Source organism: Bradyrhizobium australiense (genome assembly GCF_013114825.1).
Lineage (GTDB): Bacteria > Pseudomonadota > Alphaproteobacteria > Rhizobiales > Xanthobacteraceae > Bradyrhizobium > Bradyrhizobium australiense.
Window position 1 is genome coordinate 494,914 of sequence record NZ_JAAVLX010000005.1, and the last position, 20,574, is coordinate 515,487.

Sequence of the window (20,574 nt, forward strand, 5' to 3'; positions counted from 1 at the left end):
TAAATTCGAGCGCAGACTCACTAAAGATTGCCCTTCTCTCGCGATCGTTTGGATGCCTCGAAATCGCGACGAAAGGTCTTGTTCTCGTAAATGACGCGCCAGCTCGCCGTAGAGTTATCTGTGGCGGTAATCCCTAATTGTATGGCTAAGGTTGGCGTTTCAAAATTCGTAAACCATCTTGACTGGCCACCTCGTATACCTGCCACAAAGTAGGCCGATTGCGCGTATATCGAATCGCCGAGCCTGTGAACTTGGTTCGCTTTCCCGTATTTTTCAGAAAGCAAGCTCACTAGCTCGCTATAACGAGCAACCACTGCGTTGCCTGTGGGGTCGTCAGAAAATGGTCGGCTAGTTATTAAAACACGCCAGAGCTTGTCGTTGAAGCCGAATGATAGCAAGGCAGCACTTTGGTCAGCTAATGCCTTCTCCATTTTTGTCGCGATATAGCTCTTGCCGAAATCCGTGCCCTCGAACTCGTTAAGTTCAATTCCTTTAGCTCGCACCTCCGAAAACGCGCTTCCCCAAGTAAGGCCAATTGGTCCGTCGGTTGTCTGTACTTGAGCAAACGCGGAGATAGACGACCACATCGAAATGCAGGCGACTAAAAATAATCTGGTCAAATTCATAGCGCTTCGCGATCCTTGACGATCTTTCCTGGTGGTTGTGTAGGTGTCTTCACATTGTCCGAAAGATTCGGAAGCGGGATGGGAATCCCATGCTTTGCAGAGTAAAATTTCAGCCGAAGTTGGGACACGCTGATTTCATCTGTTTCGGCCTTCATAAGAGCCACGGCCTGAAGAAGCCCTCCAGAATACCGTGCCGCTTCTTGTTTTGATGCATTAGCTTTCCTTTCTGCTTGTGAAAGGTCGTCAACAATCAGCTTTAGTTCTTGGTCGGAGGCTTCGTGAACAGGCTGACTGTCCAATCGATAATTCAAAGAAACTCGTCGAATGAAGGCTGTTCGCTTCTGATCAAGCATTGCCAGTGTGTTTCTTGTGATCGCCAGTCGGACTTCAATCAATGACTTGATCAGCCCCGATTCATATTTCGCGCTTTCCGTCTGGATTGCCGAAATCTCGGCGGAAAGGATAGCCCTATCTCGATCTATCTCCACCGTTGAAATCTGCGGGTCCTGAAGAATGACGGCGAGCAAGACACTCAGTATGACGATGACGACGATCGAAATTGTCAGCAGAAGTTTCTGCATTCCCGGCCTCCCGAAGTGGATAATTACGCAACTTATGGGAGTGTACAAGCAAAAAGCAACGAAGTTGCAATACCAAGCGCTATTTGACCTTTCGGGTGACTGCCCATGGATTGGTTGCCGCGTTGGTTTGGCGGCGCGCGCCTAAATTATTTCAGCTAAAATCTGTCCGTTGTGTACCTAATAGCGATACACCTTGCATGTTGACGGCTACAATCGCAAAAGTGCGGTCATGCCAGCGAGTAACTTCACTCGTATTTCGGAGATCTGCGGTGATAATTCGCAAAGAAGGTCCGCTTCCGCACCGGCCACGCGGCCGACGTTGTAAGCTTGCTGCCGAGTACGTCGGCGTCTCACTATTGCTCTGGGATAGGATGGTAGAGGACGGCAGCATGCCCAAGCCAAAACGCACCCACGGCCGAACTATCGGGACAAGATCTCGGTAGATCGGGCTTTTGACTTACTAGATGGTGGAAGCGCCACAACGAAAGCGGAGAGGAGATTTATGAGGTTGAGGCTGGCCCTCCTAATAATGAATGGCCAATCCTGACGCGGCGACTGCCTCTACTTCACGAGCGCGCACTGATCAATATGTACGAAGATCGCACGAGCCAATTCTTTTGCGCTGATGGATGCGGCCCCAAGACATATGCTCCGTTGGCAAATCTTGAGCTTACTGAGGTGGTCGGCGAAGTCAGACCGGGCAAGATGCCGTCCTGAGCTTGGCATTGAAAAGGGCAAATACCTCAAGGAGTGCGGCTAACGACGTTGCGCTATCAATCCGTCACCGGTCGAAATCATATCGATGATTGCGCTACCGTGAAGCTGGGTTTTGGGATGGCGAGTTCGGATGGCAGTGTCCTCTCAAGATCGAGAAATTCCCTTTCGCCGCTCCCGAGCTTGTCGCCCAACTCTCCCTTGAACGTTGCTCGCCAAAGTATCGGGCCGTCCGGAAGCGACGGAAATTCCGCGTCTAATTCCGGGTCAGACAGGCAGATCCACGTCCGCAGCATTTGGGAGCGTTGGTAGGCCCACTGGCCAGCCGTAGTGTCAGTCGTCTCAAGTTGTATCCACCAGCCACGGCGAGCGCTCTCGTAAACCGCTTTGGGCCAGCGGCTGTCAGTATCTTTCGCAACATAGAATGGCCGCCCGCGATCCTCTTCGAAGATGGATTGACCGTCGCGACGAACGACAAAAACGGCCATCTATAAATCCGCACGCGTGCTCATTGAAAGCGGGTGTCGCTTCTTCTGTAGGCTCTGCACTGCTGGCGCGGTGTTGGGTTCGAGAAAAGGCTTTCCGCTGGCGGCGAGCCAATCAGTTCGGCTTCACTCGGTAACCGTGAGGCCAGGCGGCATAAAGCTGGTTTGGACGCGAGAACCCTTATTTTTCTCTGTCCGTCCACGCCCGGTGCTCCCACATCGGCGCGGGCCAGCGCATAGGCGTGGTGCAGAATGTCCTCTCAATAGACCTTGTCGTAGAGCAGATAGAAGCGGAAGGCGGGCTCTGCCTTCGCCTTTTTCGCAGAAAGAGCCATGCCTCCTAATCTCAATAGTTAAGCGGGCTCATGGGTCGAGCGCATGAAAGCGGTACGGCGCCTTCCATGCGCTCCGCGTCCACATCCTCTTTCAGCATCGAGCGATTTCGGGCCCTCCGCGCGGCGATCGCTCACAAAGATGCTGCAGCTTGGGCGTTCGGGGTCCATATCTCAGAACCTGTTTGGATGCTGGCTTTCCGGCTTTCCGTAGGAAGCATACCCATCAAGCATGGTCACGAAGCAATTTTCTACCGCGATCTCTTACACGAAATGTCGCGGATGACGTGGTATGCGATACGGCATTAGCTTAACAATGCATCCTCATCGCAAGGGACGCGGTATGAAGCAGTTTCCGAAACGCTTCCGCATCCAGCCACGGCAGTACCAGGTGTGACCGACTTAGCATGATAAGGCTGTGCTGCAATGAAGTGCTTGCAGCAAAACGGCCTGATCAGGCAATTAGTCCCAATGAGCACGAATCAACGTTCCGCGGAGAGAAATTCTCTCGCCGCCTTGGATCGAAATCGGTGCGCACCAACTTCGGACGAACAGGCAAAAGCAATCGATTCCGGCTGGATGCAAGCTTACGTCGCTACAGGCGCGGCGCCCATCCTTCTGCGGAGCCGGCCTGCCAGACGAAGGCCGATGTACGCATCGTGAGATTGGGAATCTGGCTGGAGCCGTAACCCGTTATCGCATTGTCCAAAGCTGCTATGGGCTCCGCGTCTTCGCGGCGGCCCGAATTTTCGACGGTGCCGTCTCGGGCATCATCAGCATGGCGCAGAGCCCGGCCGCGGTAGCGACAAGCATGTACCAAGCGGGCGCCAGCGCGTTCCCAGTAACGTGGGTCAGCCAAGTGACGACAAGTTGAGCTGTGCCCCCGAAGGTCGCTATCGCAACGGCGTAGATTGTCGCGAAAGCGCCGCCGCGGACGCGCTTGGGCAAGCCTTCGGCCATACCGACATAGAAGGCGCTATACGGGATCGTTCCGATAAGGGTGAGCGCGCCGAGACCTCCGAGAAGCGCCATGGGGCTGCGGCTCTCTACGATCCACAAGAATACCGGATAGGTCATCAGCAGCGCGGCGATCTGCGGCCATATCATGATGGGCCGGCGTCCCGCCCGATCTGCGAGCCAACCGCCCAAGAGTGCGGCAGCAATGCCTATTGCATTGCTGACGACCGTGGTCGCAAAGGCGAGAGGCGCGGCAACTTGCAGGGTGTTCAGTGCATAAGTCGTCATATATTCCGTGACATAGGTGATAATCGTGCAGCTGGCCAAAATGATCAATCCCAAGCTCATCATGCGGCGGCTGGCACGCAATTTCCTTGCGGGATCAATGGCGAGGGCGGGCGCTTCAGGTCGGTGCAGCGTTTCGGGTAGGGACCTGCGCAACCAAAGTCCGACCGGCAGCGTACAGGCACCGAGCAGAAACGCGATCCGCCATCCGTACGCATCCAGCGACTCGCTTGTCATGGTGAGGGAGAGTATTTCTCCGACCAGCGCTCCGGCCGTTGCAGCTATTTGTTGGCTGGCAGGCTGAAACGAGACAGCAAGGCCCCGGCGTCCGGCCGGGGCCGCTTCCATCAGATAGGCGGTCGTCGGACCGACTTCGCCTCCCAGGGCGAAGCCCTGCACTAAACGCGCGAAAATCACCAACAACGGAGCGGCGATCCCTATCGTATCGTACGAGGGCATCACAGCAATCACGAGTATCGCGACACTCATCATGACAAAACTGGCGGTCATTGCGGGCCGGCGTCCGACTCGATCCGAGTACGAGCCGATCACAATTGCCCCGATGGGTCTGGTCACGAAACCCGCTCCGAAGGTCGCGAGCGACAGCATAAGGCTGGCGAACGGATCCTCCGCCGGGAAGAACGCGTGACCGATCTGGATGGCGAAAAAGCTATAGGTTCCGAAATCGTAAAATTCGAGCATATTGCCGATCGTCGCGCCCAACACGGCATGGCTTGTCAAGCTTTCATCTGCCGCAAGGAGGTGCGGCTTCGAAGTGCGCCGAGTGAATTGTTTAGCCATGCACGCTTCAATCCGTCTCGAATGCGATCCTAGAACATTCCGACCAATGATGTGGAGCACCTTGCGCTCCGCATGAGCAAGAAGTCGGTTCGCGCGGCTCACCATCTCAAAAGCTGATCACTACGGCGCAGCCGTGAGCCTGTACGTGGGCCCATTACAATCTTTGCCGCGACGATGAACCCCGCGGACAACGCCATCGATCGCGTTCGACGTCACGGATCGGGTATCGGCGATCGATGATTTGTTTGGGCGCAGTGCAACCAGATGGCTGCGCTTGAAAGGAGCCTTGTAACTTCAGAGCAATGCCGGCAGCACATGTACCGCTCGAGCTCGTGAATCGGTGTTGTCTTTCGACGCCAGATGACGTCCGCAGGCCTGCGCCATATCGAGCCCGCACCAAGGGCAGGAGCCGCCGCCTTCGCTCACGCTGCGCAGCATTGCCTCTCGACCTATTCGGCTTCAGAGGCGCATTCGTCCGGGTATCCATTCGGCTCTCCCCACCTAAACAGTACGACAGTCAGCTTCCTCGGTCAGGGCCGAATGGACAACTTTCAGAAAGCTCACTGCCGGAGCCGGGACCTGACGTGATGCGCTGATCGCCCGTGTCACGTGCGTAGGGCGACACCCGAGACGTCTTATTGCATCTGGCTCTTGTTGTATATCCGCGACAACAGGACAAAACACACGGCTACGCTGTGCGTGCCAGTATGAGATCTTTCCTTTGATTAATGACGTTGATGCACTGTTTTCGCCACCGGCACGCATTTGCCCGGACCCGACGATTGCTGCGAAGGGTGCTACTCGAGCACAAGGTCAACTTTCTTTCGCAACCAATGCCACCACGATGCCGCCGACCAGGAGCGGTTCGCTGCCCGTTTGGGAAACGGGTGCAGCATCCGACGGCTCGCTGCCACTAAGGGAAATCGATCCTTGAGCTTGATCCCGCTCGCGGAGCCGGCCGGGCCGATGTGGCAGGCCGGTAGGACCTTCGCCGATGCCTATTCCATAGGATTTTGGTGCTGCAAGCCGTTGTAATCTCCAATTTGCGGCGATACCGTCTGATCAAACGCAGCGGCCGCTCATCTCGATGCGCCGCCGCCGCAACGGCTTGCAGACGAGCTCTGGGCCTTTGACAGCAATGTCTTCGACTATGCCAAATGGCCCGTCTCCGGGAGCTCGATAAGAAGCATTTTGACGAGGTATTCACCAGAACCGCCTTCGAGACTAAGTATCCCGGAGCGCTCGTTTGAGCTCAACGAACTGGTGGAAGATGACGAACAGCGCGATCATTCCGGCGCCCAGTTCAGCGATTGCCTGACTGGCCAACAGTCCGTTGAAGCCCCATATGAGCGGGAATAACAGTACGGCCGGTATGAAGAGAAAGCCCTGCCTCGCCAAGGACACAAGCGCACTGAGGCGTGCTCTCCCGAACGATTGAAGCATTGTCGTCACGAAACTCTGAATACCGAAAAGTCCAAAAAAGAGATGGAAGACCACGCAGGCCGAGACGGCTATTTCGGTGACCTTTTCGCTATCGCTGAACAGGCTGACCAAGGGCCGGGCAAAACTCACAACGGCCGCAGAATACGCAACGGAAAGAGCCACAGTCATGGAGAGTATGAACTTCGCAGCCTTTAATACCCGAGCAAAGTCGCGCGCGCCCCAACCGAACCCCAGGACAGCTTGAGACCCTATACAGAAGCCGGTGATAAGCAGTGCGCCGATCGTCAAGATTCGTACAGCTATTCCCACCGCCGCGATGGAATTGTCGCCGAACGGCGCAGCAGCCCCGTACAAAAGCATAACAGCAACAGCAGATAGAACACTGGTCAGGGTCGCCGGCGCCCCTATGAAAGCTAGCTGTCTGATGCGATCGGCTCGCAACGAGATGTGAGATATCCTAATGAGGACTATTCCGCGAAGCTTCATAAAATACGCGATATAGAGGCTAATAGCAGCGATCTGAGATACCAGCGTTGCGAGGGCTGCGCCTCGCACACCGAGGTCCAGTAGGAATATGAAGATGGGATCAAGCACAGCATTGAGTATGAAGGAGGTAATCATCGTCCACATGCTGAATCGTGTATTGCCTTCGGCTCTGACGATGAAGCCGTTGACGATGTTTAGAAGCATCAGGGTGTACCCGAACAAAAGCGTCGCCGCGTAGTCGAGCGCCACGGGCATGATGGTTGGAGTGGCCCCGAGCGTTACGAAGATCCCTCGCAGATTTAGAAGAAGAGCGACGGTAAGAAAGATACCGATCGGAGCGGCGAGCGCGAGTGCAGTACTCGCGCCTCGACTCGCCTCCAGATACTCGCCGGCGCCAAGATGACGAGATACGAACGACGCTGTTCCAACCCCGATCCCCTGTCCGACTGCCGCGAGCAGGAACACGATCGGCAAGGTCATGCTGACAGCTGCGATCGCCTGCGCGCCGAGTGCGCCAACAAAGATCGCGTTGACGACCTCCTGTAACGCGTTGATCGATAAGCCAACAACAGACGGAATGGCGAGCCGCAGGATAAGGCGCACGAGATTGGAGTCCGAGAGATCGATGTGCTGCCGTTTATTTGGCAAGACATCGCTATCGCTCTCGACGGCGAATTCAGCATCCGACTCATTCATGGATGAAAGTGTCGCGAGCTCTTCCGAATGCGTTGATCGTCTGCAACAGCTCCTGTTGCAACGCCGTGCAAAGATTGCGGGTCACCTCATAACCGACCTCGGTTGGATTATACCTCGTTTCGATCTGGAGATGGCCGGCTTGATATCCGACATCGAACCAGAAGAGGTGAATCGCGGCCGCTTCATCCATGTCTTCGCCGATCCAAAGTGGAGAAGGTTCCTTGCCTAAGAGACGGCGTGGAAAATGGCGCTGCAAACCAGCTCGATAATTCAATCCAATTCTGGGGAGGGGCAGGCGATCGATCCGGCTTCGCACGGCCGGATCTCGGTTTAGGAACTTCATGGCCCGAAATCCTATTCCCCTGCGCGGCAGGGCATTGCGCTGGCGGTATATTGAACGAGCACGATCGCGACGGGGCTCCGTTCCGTTGAGACTCAAGGGAAGCGGAACGAGCTCGCTGATATGGCCGATGATCTGAGATGGATCGAGATCGTCAAACAGCCGACCTCGAGTTGAGGTAAGGCTATCAATCCAGAGCGAATAATTGCCGAAAACGCGTCCAAAGGCGCCAGATATGGCGGCAAGAAACACATCAACGTCCTGACAATGCGCCAATCTGGCTGTGATATTGAGCAGATCAGCTGTCGCTTCTTTGTCAATCTCGAGATCGTATTTGGCCTGACCTTCCCAAAGCGGTCGGCAATTTGCTTCATCCACGCGACCTTCAAGGCGTGCATAGTGAAGCTCTTTCGCGGTGACTTTCGAAAAGCTCGTGCCGCCCGATGGAGTGCTGCTGACATGAAAATTGAGCTGAGGATAGTCAATGCTCTCCCAGAATTTGAGTTCGGCTGGCGCTTCGCAGTTGGCGTAGCGCTCAAGGCGCTTCAACCATGGAGAGAGCATTTGTATGTTCTCAGGACCACTCACGGCGTGGCCTGAGGCAAGGGCGTCGTACGCCGCATCCAATGCTTCCAAAAACAGTCGATAGCCTATCCCGTCCGCTACAAAATGATGCATCAGGACCAGCAGATAGTAATCGCCGCTTTCCGATGTGCGGAACACGGTGACGTTAACAAGAGGCGTCTGGCCGTCAAACCGAAACATATGTTGACGTCTTGCTGAGACGCTCTCGACTGTCTTACGCTGCTGTAGGCCGGTCATTCCAACAAGATCGATCTCCTCCACGAGGCGTTCGGCCGCGGAAGGTCCGATTGTCAGGCGTAGACCATCGCCGGTTCGGGCAATACGGAGCCTGAGGCCTTCGTGCCTATCCATGACATGGGCAAGGGCGCGCTCCAGAATTCGGATATTCAGGACGCCGCCGGGCAAGAAGAACAGATCGCCGATGTTGAAATGCTCATCGAAGCCGACAAGACGGTTCCAAGATGAGATTGCGGGGATAACCGGCAATGAGGCATCTGCGAAAGGGAAGGTATGGAGTGTAACCGCCGCTCCGTCTGCCGCCAATTCCCTGATGGTCGGTGTTCGATAGATTTGGTCGACAGTAAGATTCAGTCCGGCTTTGCGCGCCAGCGTGACGCAGCGCACGCCCAGAAGAGAGTCTCCGCCGATATCAAAGAAGCTCTGATCGATTCCGACCCACTTGGCGCGTAATAGATCTTGCCAGATTCCAGCAAGAATACGCTCCTTCCTGGTGCGGGGCTCAGCAGATGGAACAGGCCCGATCTCGCGGTAAGGAACGGACGACAGGCGAGCACGATCTATCTTTCCGCTCGCCGTAAGGGGGATAGTATCAACCAAACGGAAGGCGGCGGGAATCATGTAGGACGGCAATGTGCGGCGCAGGTAAGTGACAATATCTCCAGAGCTTAGACCATCGCGAGCCGGAACCAAGGTAGCAGCCAAGCGACGATGGTCATCCGCGTCTTCTGCGACGACCGCGGCTTTTGCGATTGCCGGATGAGACTCAAGGGCCGTTTCGATCTCCTCCAGCTCGATGCGAAAGCCCCGTACTTTGACCTGGTTGTCCGATCGGCCGCAAATCTCGAGAAGGCCGCTGGTTGAGATGCGTGCGATATCGCCACTACGATAAAGAACGCTGTATTGTCCGTCATCATACGGATTCGGCACGAAACAGCGATTGGTCCGATCTTGATCCCGCCAGTACCCAGCGCTCACGCAGCGTCCCGCGATGCAGAGTTCACCGGCGGCACCGACAGGGACTCTCTTCAACTGTGCATCGAGCACGTAGAGTTTAACGTTATCGATTGGGCCCCCAACAGGGACGAGCGACGAGCCCTCGTAGGCACCCGATGTTTCGTAGACTGCTGCATTGGATGCACATTCCGTAGCACCATAGAAGTTCCACAACGGCACGTCCGGGAAATATGCACGCCAGCGAACCGGGAGCGAGGAAGGCATCGGTTCGGCGCTGCTTGCGACCAACCGCAAGGCGGTTGGTCGCGCATGCCGTTCTTGGGAAGCAATGAGGCCGGACAGGAGTGGCGGCGAGGCAAATAAGTGTGTCACGCGACGTCTCGCCAACGTGCACAACAACAGATCTGGATCCAGCAACTGCTCTTGGGTCAAGATCAGCGTGGGTACACCTCTCAGAAGCCCCCCAAAGTACTCCCATGCCGACGCAACAAGTGATGCGGACTTCTGGACAACCATCACGTCGGTACTGTCGAAAGGAAAGCGTCGCCACATCCAGTTCAGTCGATTGAGAATTGCCGATTCCGGTATAAGAACCCCCTTCGCCTTCCCGGTTGAGGACGAGGTATACATGAGGCTCGCAATTCCCTGATCTGATGGTCTGTCGCTGCACTCGAACTCGTGCGCGGGCACGCCGCACCCTTCAAGGTTCAACAGACAAATCGACGGCACGTCAAAACCAGGATCAGAGGTATTTGCGTGAACCAAAAGCTTTGCCTGACTATCTCGCAAGATATGTTCGATCCGATCACGCGGATAATCCGGCGAAATAGGGACAACAATGGACTGCAACGCTCGGGCCGCAAGAATAACAGCGGCCACGTCAGGCGACCGGTCGACCAGCATGGCGACCATATCCCCAGCCCCCACGTCAGAAGCCCGCAGTACCGACCAGATAGCTGTTACGCGCTCACGCAGCTGGCCGAATGTGATCTCACCGAAATCACCAAAATATGCCACCTGGCTGGGATTTGAGACGCTGATTTGCTCGAACGCTTCGATAAGCGGACATTCGGCCTCATATGGCTGCGCCGAGCTATTCAGCGAGTCCAGCATAGTGACGTCTGACGCGCTGAGGCAGCTCAGATCTTTAATGGGCGCAAGCGGCTTCTCAACGCAGGCTGCAATTAGACAGCGCAGATTGTCGGCCATGCGGACGATCAGATCGCTGGAAAATATGTCTTCTGCATACGCGAGCTGGAGGGCAATTTCATCGCCCTGATCTTGTGCATACAAGGTCAGATCGAATTTTACATAGCCAGTCTCATATTCGCGGAATGTGAGATCGAACTCATGTTGGCCAAATGGTTCCGCGGCCTCGGAGTACATGTTGAACATGACCTGGAAGATCGGTGATCGTCCCGCTTCGCGATACAATCGAGTATCCCTTGCCATCCAGCCGAACGGATACGCCGAATTTGCGATGGCATCGCTGACCAGGCCCTGGACGCGCAAGGCATGAACCGCAAAGGACTCGCCGACATCAATCGCGGCGCGGATTGGCAGCATATTCAGGAAAAAGCCAACGATTTCGGCGCTGCCAGGTTGATCGCGTACCACGTGCGGTATGCCAACGATAATATCGTCCTGACCGCTATACGTCCGCAGCAGCAGCTTGAAGTATGCGAGGAGTGTTGTCGAAGTGGTGCAGCTATGTCGGCGCGCAAACTCACGTACCTGATTGGAGAGCTTGCTGCCAAGCAGAACCGGATGCGAAGCGCCGCGGTAAGAAGTTGTCTGCGGCCGCGCTCGTCCCGTTCCAATCGAAAGCACCGGCGGATCATCACCAATTTGACGACGCCAATAGCTACGTTGGTTGGCCAGCGCCTCTGCAGTAACGTGTTGTGTTTCCCAGGCCGCGTAGGTCGAGAGTGAGGCGCGGTTCTCTGGCAAAAACGCCGCGGCATCAACGTACCTTTGTCGAAGGTCCCTAAGCAGAACAGAGATCGACCAGGCATCGATGATAATTTCGTGAGCAGTGATCAATATGAGATGGTTGTCGGGACCAAAACGGATCATGCGCGCGCGAAACAGATGGCCTTGGCTGAGATCAAAGCTGCCGTTCAGCTCTGTTTGCCGCAACTCTGCGATCAGCTTCTCAGCTTCCTGCGCCGTGAGATGAGATGCATCAGTCAATTCAAGGCTTCCGTATTGGGGAGCATCAAAAAGCTGAACCGGACCGTCCTCGTCGATAAAGCGTGCCGAAAGTGCCTGATGGGAGTGAACGACATCGGTCCAGGCGCGATTGAACGCCGCCAGATCGATCATGCCCCTTACCCGCAGGCCGCCTTGAATGATGTAGTTCCTGGCAGACGGATCGAGCTGCGAGAGAAACCAAAGGTGCTCCTGAACTCGCGTCAGAGGCGATCGCATGAGCTTTCCGTGCGTCGGGGCTGTGCACGGTTTGGAGTCGACTCGGGCCGAGATCGAAGCCGCAAGAGATCGGATCGTTCCACTCAGGACCAGCCTGAAATCCGTTCTCACTCCGAGCTTGGTCTGCAACTGGCCCAATATGAGCATTGCCCGGAGCGAGTCTCCGCCGAGGCTCATGAACTGGTCATTCACGCCAATGTTCTCAACACGCAGAACGCCGCACCAAATTTGACACAGCTGGGCTTCGAGCTCTGTTTTCGGCTCCTCGAATGGCGTCGCCAATAGAGGACGAATACTGGTCGGGTCCGGCAATGCGGCAAAATCGACCTTTCCGTTTCTGGTCAGTGGAATACTGCCGACGTGGATGATCCTTTCTGGGAGCATGTAAGTGGGAAGCGCTTCGGCAAGAAAGTTCTGAAGCTCGCCTTCCGTTACTTCAGCCGGAGCTGACACATACGCGATGAGTCGTCTTGATCCAGTTTCCCCCTCGGCCCTGGTTATATCTCTCGCCATAAGCTTTACGCCTGCGCAGACAGAGGCAACCGCGACGGCGCCACGTACCAAATGATGAGCGGCGAGGCGGGCCTCGATTTCTCCCAGCTCAATTCTGTGCCCACGGATTTTGACCTGACGGTCCCGTCGACCAAGACATTCCAAAAGGCCATCGGAACGAACGCGCCCGAGATCACCTGTCCTGTATAGGCGCTGGAACGACGGGTTGTTTGAGAACGGGTTTGGCCCAAAGGCATCCTTGGTGCGAACATCATCATTGACGTAACCAGCGGCGACACCAACGCCGCTAACACAGATTTCGCCGACCTCTCCCGTGTTGCACAGCCTCGGTCCGTCGGCGACATAAACCACAACGTTAGAAATCTGTTTGCCGATCGGCACATAAGGGTCAGCCAGCGCAGGCGCTACGGAAACCAGATGATGCGTAACGCCGTCCGCGCACTCGGTCGGCCCGTAGTGGTTGAGAATGGGGACCCGGGGATATAAGGCCAGCCACGCACGCGCCAGTCCGGGTGTTAGAGGTTCTCCGACCGTTGAAATAATCCGCAAACTGTCCAGAGCTCGCTCAGCCGCCGCAAGCGACTGCAGATATTCAACAAATATTGCAAGCATCGACGGAACGAATTGAACAACCGTCACGCCGTATCCTTGAATTGCTTTGAGAAGGGATACTGGCGATTTCAGTGTCGCATCATCAATGATCGCGATCGAGGCTCCGACGCAAAGCCCTGCCAGAAGCTGCCACAGCGAGATGTCAAAGCAGTGCGATGCCGTCTGCGCGATGCAATCCGTCCGACTGAGGGTTAGGGCATCAATCTTTGCCACCAAATGATTGTTTAGGGCTGCGCGCTCGATCATTGCGCCTTTAGGCTTGCCCGTCGAACCCGACGTAAACAGAATGTAGGCGAGTCCATCGTCGCACGATGGTGGTACAACAGGCGAAGTCTGGCCCTCGCGCAGCGCCGCCTCTATCGCTATGAATTGCGTCGTGCCTTTGCTGCTCGCCTGCAATTTGCTGAGCGAATCTGGCTGGTCTGGGCCTATAATCAGAGCGCAGCGACTCTGCTCGATCATGAATGATGTACGCGAAGCCGGTAACGATGGATCGAGCGGCAGGTACGTTGCTCCAGCCCTCAAAATTGCAACTACCGCCGTCGCCCAGTCGAGGTCCCGCTCACCCCAATAGCCAACGACGATGCCGTTAGCGCCCCGCGCTCGTAACGTCCTTGCGAGGGCATCCGATCTTAATCGCAGCGCTTTGTAGGTGAGTTCGTCTGCGCCGTACCTCAGCGCAACCCTCTCCGGATCCGATCTTGCAAGGCGATCGATCGCCGTGATCGGGTCGATCGGTTGCAGTTCCACAAGCTGATTTTTGCTTGATCGATTTTCCGTAGGCATACGCGTCTCGCCATTCGTCGCCTTCTGCGACCCTTAAATCAGAACACCAAGGATCCTGATCGAGCGTGTGCAATGCGTAGCCACCCTGGTTCTGCCAGTCATACTGTGCCGTTTTGTCCGTTTCTTAGCTTCTCGTCCTTCGTTCACACCGTTTCCGCGATGATCGGCAGGGGAACAGGGCCGGACGCTAGGGCCTCAAGTCGGCGTTGGCATCTACCAGATCTTGTAGTAGCCACGCGGGTAGTCTGCATGGCATCCGCAACCAAGCGCGCCCAGAGACTCGCTCCGGCTTGTGAGTTCTTTCATTTGTAGGCGCCTGCACAATGATTTGGTGCGCTCCTCATGAAAGCGGGGACTTGGCTCGCCGCGCTACAGGTCGCCCGCGGCGACCAAGCGGTAACGTCGATTGTGCAAGAACCAACACAGAGGCATGTTACCGTTTTCCACGAGGCCGGCGTTGTTCGCATAGACGCTGAAGGGCAGTCGTTGCGCGCCCAAGCGTTTTGACGCTCTTGGCCATAACGAGATAGCTAGGGGCGGCGTGCCGAGTCGTGGGCGTGCAGAACCATCCACCGCGAGGTCCTTGGTCTGCTGATGTTCGCGGTCGTCCACCTTGGTGCACACGAGAACGTGCTCAGAGACGGTGCTGTGAACGGCAGGCGACGTCCAGTCTACCCGAAGGGGCGTACCGATACGGCATTGCGAACCGGAATTGAATTGCGGATGGCGCCTTCGCTTAGTCTCCACAAGACGCATGCTCGGCAACTCCTTTTCCTAGAGCAGAACCGATAAGAATAGTGTTGCGGCAAAGCCACTCAGCACTACGGCGAAGCCGGAGCCGGCCTGTTATTATCACGCGGGTATTCGTGGTAAGCTGGAAGACACCGATGATGAGCCTTTCCTACGCGTGCCGCGTTGCGTGATTGATCGCTCGTGATGATTCTTCCCAACCAGCCGAACTTCGATAACGCGCGGCGTAGCCGGGTGCGCTCCCTGTGCGGGTAGACGGGTCCAGCGTCCAGGCCGGCTCCGCTCGTCGGTAATATCCATTGGCTCTCACCGTTTCTGAGCCTCGATAGGTGAGATCGAAAGCCTGCCCAGGCGAATAAGAATCTCCTTCTACTGCTGCAGCGAGGAAGGCGGTTTCGCGGCGCAGCATACTGTCGGACGCTACAGCGCGATTGTCAGCTTCAAGACCATTGTCCACAACCTGACGCATGCACCCGGTACGAAGTAACTGTAGCCCCCTCAATTTCCAAGCGGCACGGTGCTTGCTTCAGTCGCGGTGCCATCACTGATGCCACCTTGAAGCACTCGGTTGTGGATCGGGAAAGCGCCGCGGAGTGTTTGATGCGATCTGGAGTTCGTTTTTGGGGAGCGACAACGATTGCGCTGGTCGCAAGCGGTGCAGCCAATTCGGCGCACCTTGAGCCAGCAGTACAACTGCCACCGGCCCTGTTGAGCTGGTCCGGAGGACATATTGGCGGGCACGTCGGCATTGGTTTCGGCCAAAGATCCTTCAGTAATCCCTACGGTCCGTCGGTCTACGGCGGCGTCCTCGATACTGCTGTGTTCCTGGCAGGCGGCCAGATCGGCTACAACCGGCAGAAGAATAGCTGGGTGTTTGGCGTAAAACTCGATCCCAGCGGTGCTATCTCCAACGGCACAAATACCTGCCTCGCGGCCTCCGGCATAGTGCTGAGCGCAAACTGCAAGGCAAGTCCAAACGTCTTGTCCCCGGGGCCGGTCGCCTCGGTTACGCTTTTGGCGCGCAGGGCCACACGCTGGCCTACCTCAAGCGAGGCGTGGCTTGGCAAAACAATCAAGGCGACGTCATCAATAACAACGAGTTTGGCCAATGTCGGCGACGGCGCGCTCGACTTCTACAAGGCGCTCGACGAGGTCTTTCCCGGCACACGCCACCAGCGATGCTGGATGCACAAGACTGTGAACGTCCTGGACAAGGTCCACTCTCTGTGCAGACCACTATGAAGAAGGATTTGCGCGAGGTCTATGGGGCGAGAACCGAGCGTCCGCCGAAGCGGCGATCGACGTCTTCGCCGAGAAGTATTAGGCCAAGTACGGCCGGGCGATCGAATGCCTGGTCAAGGATCGCGATGCACTGCTGGCCTTCTACGATTTTCTTGCCGAACATTGGGATCACTTGCGCTCCACCACCAATCTCATCGAGAGCGTGTTCGCCCCGGGGCGATACAGGATGGTGTGGACGAAGGGCTCCTTGTCGCCAACCACCGCCAGGCCGATGGTGTTCTAGCTGGTGATCGCCGCATCAAGGACTTGGCGGCAGCTCAACGGCATAAATCAGCCGCCGAAGGTCGTCGCAGTTGTCAAATTCAACGACGGCATCTGAGGGCATCCAAGCGCCGGCAAATCAAGCGCCTGATCACCTCGTCACTTAAGTCCAGAATAGCTCAGCTTGCTGGACCGAAATTCAATGGAGATTTCTTAATGACTATTGATAACGAGAAGGAAGCCCCACCGGCTCTGTCCACCGGTGCGACGCATATGCTCATCGAGCTATGGGGAGCGAAGAACCTCGACGATCCGGCCATTGCGGAAGACGCCATCCGAAAAGCCATCAGTGCGGCGAGGGCGACATTACTCCACCTTCACGTTCATAAGTTTTGTCCGGGTCACGGCGTCTCCGCAATCGCCTTGTTGGCTGAATCGCACATTACCTTGCATACTTGGCCTGAGAGGTCCTACGCGGCCGCTGATGTTTTCGTATGTGGCAACAGCGATCCTGCGAGCGCCGTGCCAGTTCTAGTTGAGGCGTTTCAGCCCGAACAGTCTGACGTCCGCAGCTTCCGGAGAGGTGTGTCGATCGAGCCGACGCGTTGAAGCAGATGGTCGATCTTCTGGAATAGCCGGTCATGTTTCCGACCGCCCCGGGTGGGTCTATCGAGCTCACTGCCGCAATCGAAAAACATCTTGAGCTAACCTCTAGCATGAAAGCTTCACCGCGAGGCTTTCGGGTGTGAAAGCGTCACGCAACTCGTTTATGATAACATCTTTGGTGCTCATGGCGGCGGCGGACATAATTTGGCATCCGCTTTCCGTCAATGGCGTAGTCGAAGGAGAGGTATTCGCAATGTTAGGACTTGAAGCGTTTAGCATTGCGTAGTCAAAGTCAGCCATGCCGATCGATTCATCAAAATTCTTCGACTCCATTCGCATCAAGCCTACCAAGGGGAGTGCGAAGCGCAAGGCGCAGGCGGGTCAGGAGGCCGCCCCCTGCGAATGGGCGGGCTGCCAGAACAAGGGCTCGCACCGCGTGCGGAAGGGGCGCGAGAACGCGCGCGAGTACTGGCACTTCTGTCTCGACCATGTCCGTGAGTACAGCCGGTCCTACAATTTCTTCCAGGGCATGAATCCGGAAGCGGTTGCGCGCTAGAAGGATGCGCTGACCGGCCATCGCCCGACCTGGAAGATGGGCGACGCCAACACCAGCGCCAAGCGCGGCAAGGGCAACGTCGAGGAAGACCTCGGCGGCGCCGCCGATCCCTTCAACGTGTTTGCCGAACTCAGCGGCCGCGCTGGCTGGCGGCCTGGCCCCGGCGCGCAGGGCAAGCGCGAGACCCGCGAGCGCAAGGCGCTGCAGGTGATGGGGCTCACCGCCGAAGCCACGCTCGAGGACGTCAAGGCCAAGTACAAGGCGCTGGTGAAGCAGCACCATCCCGACGCCAATGGCGGCGACCGCTCCACCGAAGACCGCCTGATCGAGATCATCAAGGCGTACAACTATCTGAAGACCGTGGTGCGCGAGGCGTAGCGCCCCGCGCGTCTCTCACTCGTTGGACGTTGCGGGGCATCCCGCAGATCGGTCGAACCCTAAAACTGGAGCAGGCCTTTCCCCCGATTTAGATTAATGAAAGTTGTCGTAGTCGGGGCGAAGCTGAGCAATGTTACCTATTGGCTCATGGGGTCGGGTGCCCTAGTCGAACCTAAGGCATGCCGGAGTCGCAGCTTCTGCAGGTGCGACATCGCGCATGAAGGCAACAGCCAGTCCGACGCCGATGAAGCCAATCAGGATGGACCCTACAGCAAGGGATGTGACCCCGCTGATTTCGACGAGAATGCCGCCGAGAAAAGCGCCGATGGCGATTCCTGCGAAGGTGGTCGAGCTGTTCATTGCCAGAACGAGCTTCGACCTGTCCCCGGCCAGACCGAGAAGCCGGTGCTGGATCGGAACCAGATACATATAGCTCACGTTGCCCCAAAGAAAAGCGATGAGCACGGTTAAGGCACCATGGTGCCCGAATGCAACCAAACCTACGAGAAGGATTAGTTGTGCGCCGACCGCCGCAATAAGGACTTTGTAGGGGCCGAAACGATCGGTTAGAAAGCCGCACGCTGCGTTTCCCGTCACAGCTCCAAAACCGTACGCAAAGAGCGCGGCTGAGAGCAGCGGCACTCCGGTAAGCAGAGAACCGGTGATGAAGACGCTCACATAGGAGTAAACGATGAACTCGGAGACAACCACAAATAGCGTAACCGAAAGAATCCCGTAGACGACCTTGGAGAAGTCTTTCGAAGCCGGGCCGTTTCCGCGCTCTGGCGCCTTGGCAGAGACACCGGACATTATAGGGGCGAAAATCAGCAATGCGAGAAGCCCGGCAACGACGACAAAACCGAAGGCGAAACGCCAGCCGATGGCATCCGCGATCCAGCTGGTCGCCGGAACACCCGCAACCTGTGAAACGGTCATGCCACCGAAGATGAGGGACAATGCCAACCCTTTGCGAGCGGGCGGCAGGAGCTCGGCCGCCAGTGCGGTGGCCGCCGGGGTGAACATCGCTGCGCCGTAGGCCGAAATGACGCGAGCTGCAGCGAGGGTCAGAAAGTTCGGAGCGATTGCGCAGATCAGGTTGCCGACGATGAAGATTGAAACGGATAGGATCTGGACATTGCGGCGGCTTACGGCCTTGAACATCCAGGCATTCAGCGGTGCGAAAACGGCGTAGCAGAGTGCGTAGATCGAGATGATCCAGCCCGCCGCGCCGGTTGAAATCTTGAGGTCACGAGAAATCACTTCGAGTGCCCCGATGACGACAAACGTATCTAGGCCAATCGCGAACGCAGCGATGGTCAGAGCGGCAAGGATCAGTTTCGTTCGTTTATCGGGAGGGGATAAGCTCATGACGGTGCTGGTCCAGCTTATTGTGATGTGTTCAAGGCAGCAGGTCATGCAACTCAGGATAGGGGCTGGCGATAATCGTGCCCGAATAGCGGGGACGAGGGCCGTATAGCAGCCACGTCGTCACCACCTCGCCGATCTCCTGTATGATCTCAAGCTCGTCGGGATGTTCGAGCGCCGATCTGCTGTAAGCAACCCCCGCATCATATAGGCCTTCAAGGAGTTTTTTCTCTACAACCGGCTTTGTTGTTTCGAAAATCAGCTTATTCCATGCTTTTGGGTCGATATACCCTACCGTTGGCTCGGGGAGTCCCAGTGTCCGAGGCTCCTTCACATCCTTGCGTTTGACGACCGCGATGCTTTGAGTAGGCAGTATGAAGGTGTCCACGACCTGCAGCCGATTGCGGAATTTCTCGGTTAGGAGGTGGACATTCAGGTGCGCGCTGCATTGGAGAACATAGCTGTCTCCGCGATCTGCGGCCTCCGCCGCCGCAGCGACGAGTTCGTCAACGAGTATGATGTCTCGCAGCTCGATCTGTTGGAAGTCGAGATATCTGAGGGCCGCATGATGGTGACAGCTTCTCGCCGGGCCAAGCGTGTAAATGCGGACCATCAGGAGACGATCCTCTCCTCGTCTATGATCTTGGCTTCGAGTTCGCAGGCCTCTTCTATGATAGTATCGTAAATATCTTCAGTGAATTCCCTGCGCAGGCCGCGTTCCGCCCCAAGCTCGGCGCAGCGTGCCCTTACCTCTGCAACTCGATCGGGTTGCATCATCGCGATCCCGCGCTTCTTCTTGTAACGCGCCACCTCAGCGCAGATGGAGAGTCTCTGGCTGAGGATCTCTACCAGTTGGTTGTCCAACTCGTTGATGAGGTCTCGAAACGGAAGAAGGCCAGTATCGGGGGCTGAGGTGTCGTTCATGGTATGGCTCCTGCCTGTTTCCTTCATTCCAATTCGCAGGCCCGCGGATAAATGCCCTGCGCAGGCCGACAACGCGCCCAGTCGGTAGCCGCCCTCCTGTACGATGCAGATCGGCTTGCCGATCGTGGCCAATGCCAGGCCGATTTCTCGGTAGACGTCTGGCGGAAGCGTCCAGCCGCCATGCGGATCTCCAACGACGATATCGTAGCCCAAGCTGACAACCAGAACATCCAGCGTGATAGCCCAGTCGGATTCCAGAAGCCCGCGAAGCGCCGATATGTATTCTGCCGGGCTCGGGTCGGTCAGAAATTCAAGATACCTGTGGCTGCCGAGTGCTGGTTCCGGCGTCGACGGACGTGTTCTGCGGCACACCGGCCGCTGCATATCGACTGGCAAGCTCGGTAATTTCGGGCTCTCGTGGATGTGGCCCGAGCCGGAGCGCCTCAAGGTAACCTGGATCATGAAGACTCCCCAGGATCGTCATCACCTTGTCCGCGATGTTTTCAGAGGGCGAGATAGACTGAACACCGGGCGAGCTCTGCAATCCCGTCCGGATCTCGTTGATTCGGTCCTCCACTTCCCTTGAAGACTTAATTGAGCCGGTCGCATCGGCGATGAGGCCCGCA

The 20,574-nt window shown here is 56.6% G+C and carries 10 protein-coding genes and 2 pseudogenes; 3 read left to right on the top strand and 9 right to left on the bottom strand.

Translation table 11 applies throughout. The features are described from left to right. Positions 1-20 precede the first annotated feature (20 nt). The 6 genes from HCN58_RS18545 to HCN58_RS18570 all read right to left on the bottom strand — a co-directional run bounded on the left by HCN58_RS18545 (position 21) and on the right by HCN58_RS18570 (position 13,866). Entirely contained in the window at positions 21-626 is a 606-nt protein-coding gene (locus HCN58_RS18545; protein ID WP_171580809.1) for a hypothetical protein, read from the bottom strand. Beyond that, positions 623-1,207 carry a hypothetical protein gene (locus tag HCN58_RS18550; protein WP_171580810.1) on the bottom strand — a complete coding sequence of 195 codons (585 nt, stop codon included), beginning with the start codon at positions 1,205-1,207 and terminating at the stop codon, positions 623-625. The genes HCN58_RS18545 and HCN58_RS18550 overlap by 4 nt, the downstream gene beginning before the upstream one ends. Positions 1,208-2,001: 794 nt before the next feature. After that, positions 2,002-2,409 (bottom strand): hypothetical protein, encoded by a 408-nt coding sequence (locus HCN58_RS18555; protein WP_171580811.1) that lies wholly within the window; start codon positions 2,407-2,409, stop codon positions 2,002-2,004. Positions 2,410-3,452: 1,043 nt separating this feature from the next. Next, on the bottom strand, positions 3,453-4,781 hold the full coding sequence (locus HCN58_RS18560) for an MFS transporter (RefSeq protein WP_171580812.1): 1,329 nt from the start codon (positions 4,779-4,781) through the stop codon (positions 3,453-3,455). A 1,224-nt stretch (positions 4,782-6,005) separates the two neighbouring features. Continuing rightward, entirely contained in the window at positions 6,006-7,406 is a 1,401-nt protein-coding gene (locus tag HCN58_RS18565; RefSeq protein WP_171580813.1) for an MATE family efflux transporter, read from the bottom strand. Continuing rightward, positions 7,399-13,866, bottom strand: coding sequence for a non-ribosomal peptide synthetase (locus tag HCN58_RS18570; protein ID WP_171580814.1), 6,468 nt, complete (start codon positions 13,864-13,866; stop codon positions 7,399-7,401). Before HCN58_RS18570 ends, HCN58_RS18565 begins: the two co-directional genes overlap by 8 nt. Positions 13,867-15,726: 1,860 nt before the next feature. On the opposite strand from HCN58_RS18570, the pseudogene HCN58_RS18580 reads away from it, so the two are divergent. The 3 genes and pseudogenes from HCN58_RS18580 to HCN58_RS18590 form a co-directional block, all read left to right on the top strand. Then, positions 15,727-16,286: pseudogene (locus HCN58_RS18580) on the top strand (transposase); the annotation flags it as partial. Positions 16,287-16,392: 106 nt separating this feature from the next. After that, complete coding sequence (gene speD, locus HCN58_RS18585) at positions 16,393-16,728, top strand: adenosylmethionine decarboxylase (RefSeq protein WP_235983731.1); 336 nt, start codon at positions 16,393-16,395, stop codon at positions 16,726-16,728. 295 nt (positions 16,729-17,023) lie between these two features. Further along, positions 17,024-17,659, top strand: a pseudogene (locus tag HCN58_RS18590) (J domain-containing protein). A gap of 162 nt (positions 17,660-17,821) precedes the next feature. On the opposite strand, the gene HCN58_RS18595 reads toward HCN58_RS18590, so the two are convergent. The 3 genes from HCN58_RS18595 to HCN58_RS18605 are packed head-to-tail and all read right to left on the bottom strand — an operon-like array spanning position 17,822 to position 20,410. After that, positions 17,822-19,027: an MFS transporter gene (locus HCN58_RS18595; RefSeq protein ID WP_171580815.1), complete on the bottom strand. Its 1,206-nt coding sequence runs from the start codon at positions 19,025-19,027 to the stop codon at positions 17,822-17,824. Between the two features lie 31 nt (positions 19,028-19,058). Beyond that, complete coding sequence (locus tag HCN58_RS18600; protein WP_171580816.1) at positions 19,059-19,637, bottom strand: hypothetical protein; 579 nt, start codon at positions 19,635-19,637, stop codon at positions 19,059-19,061. Then, a complete protein-coding gene (locus tag HCN58_RS18605) occupies positions 19,637-20,410 on the bottom strand; it encodes a chorismate mutase (RefSeq protein WP_171580817.1) in 774 nt (257 codons plus the stop codon). Before HCN58_RS18605 ends, HCN58_RS18600 begins: the two co-directional genes overlap by 1 nt. Positions 20,411-20,574 lie beyond the last annotated feature (164 nt).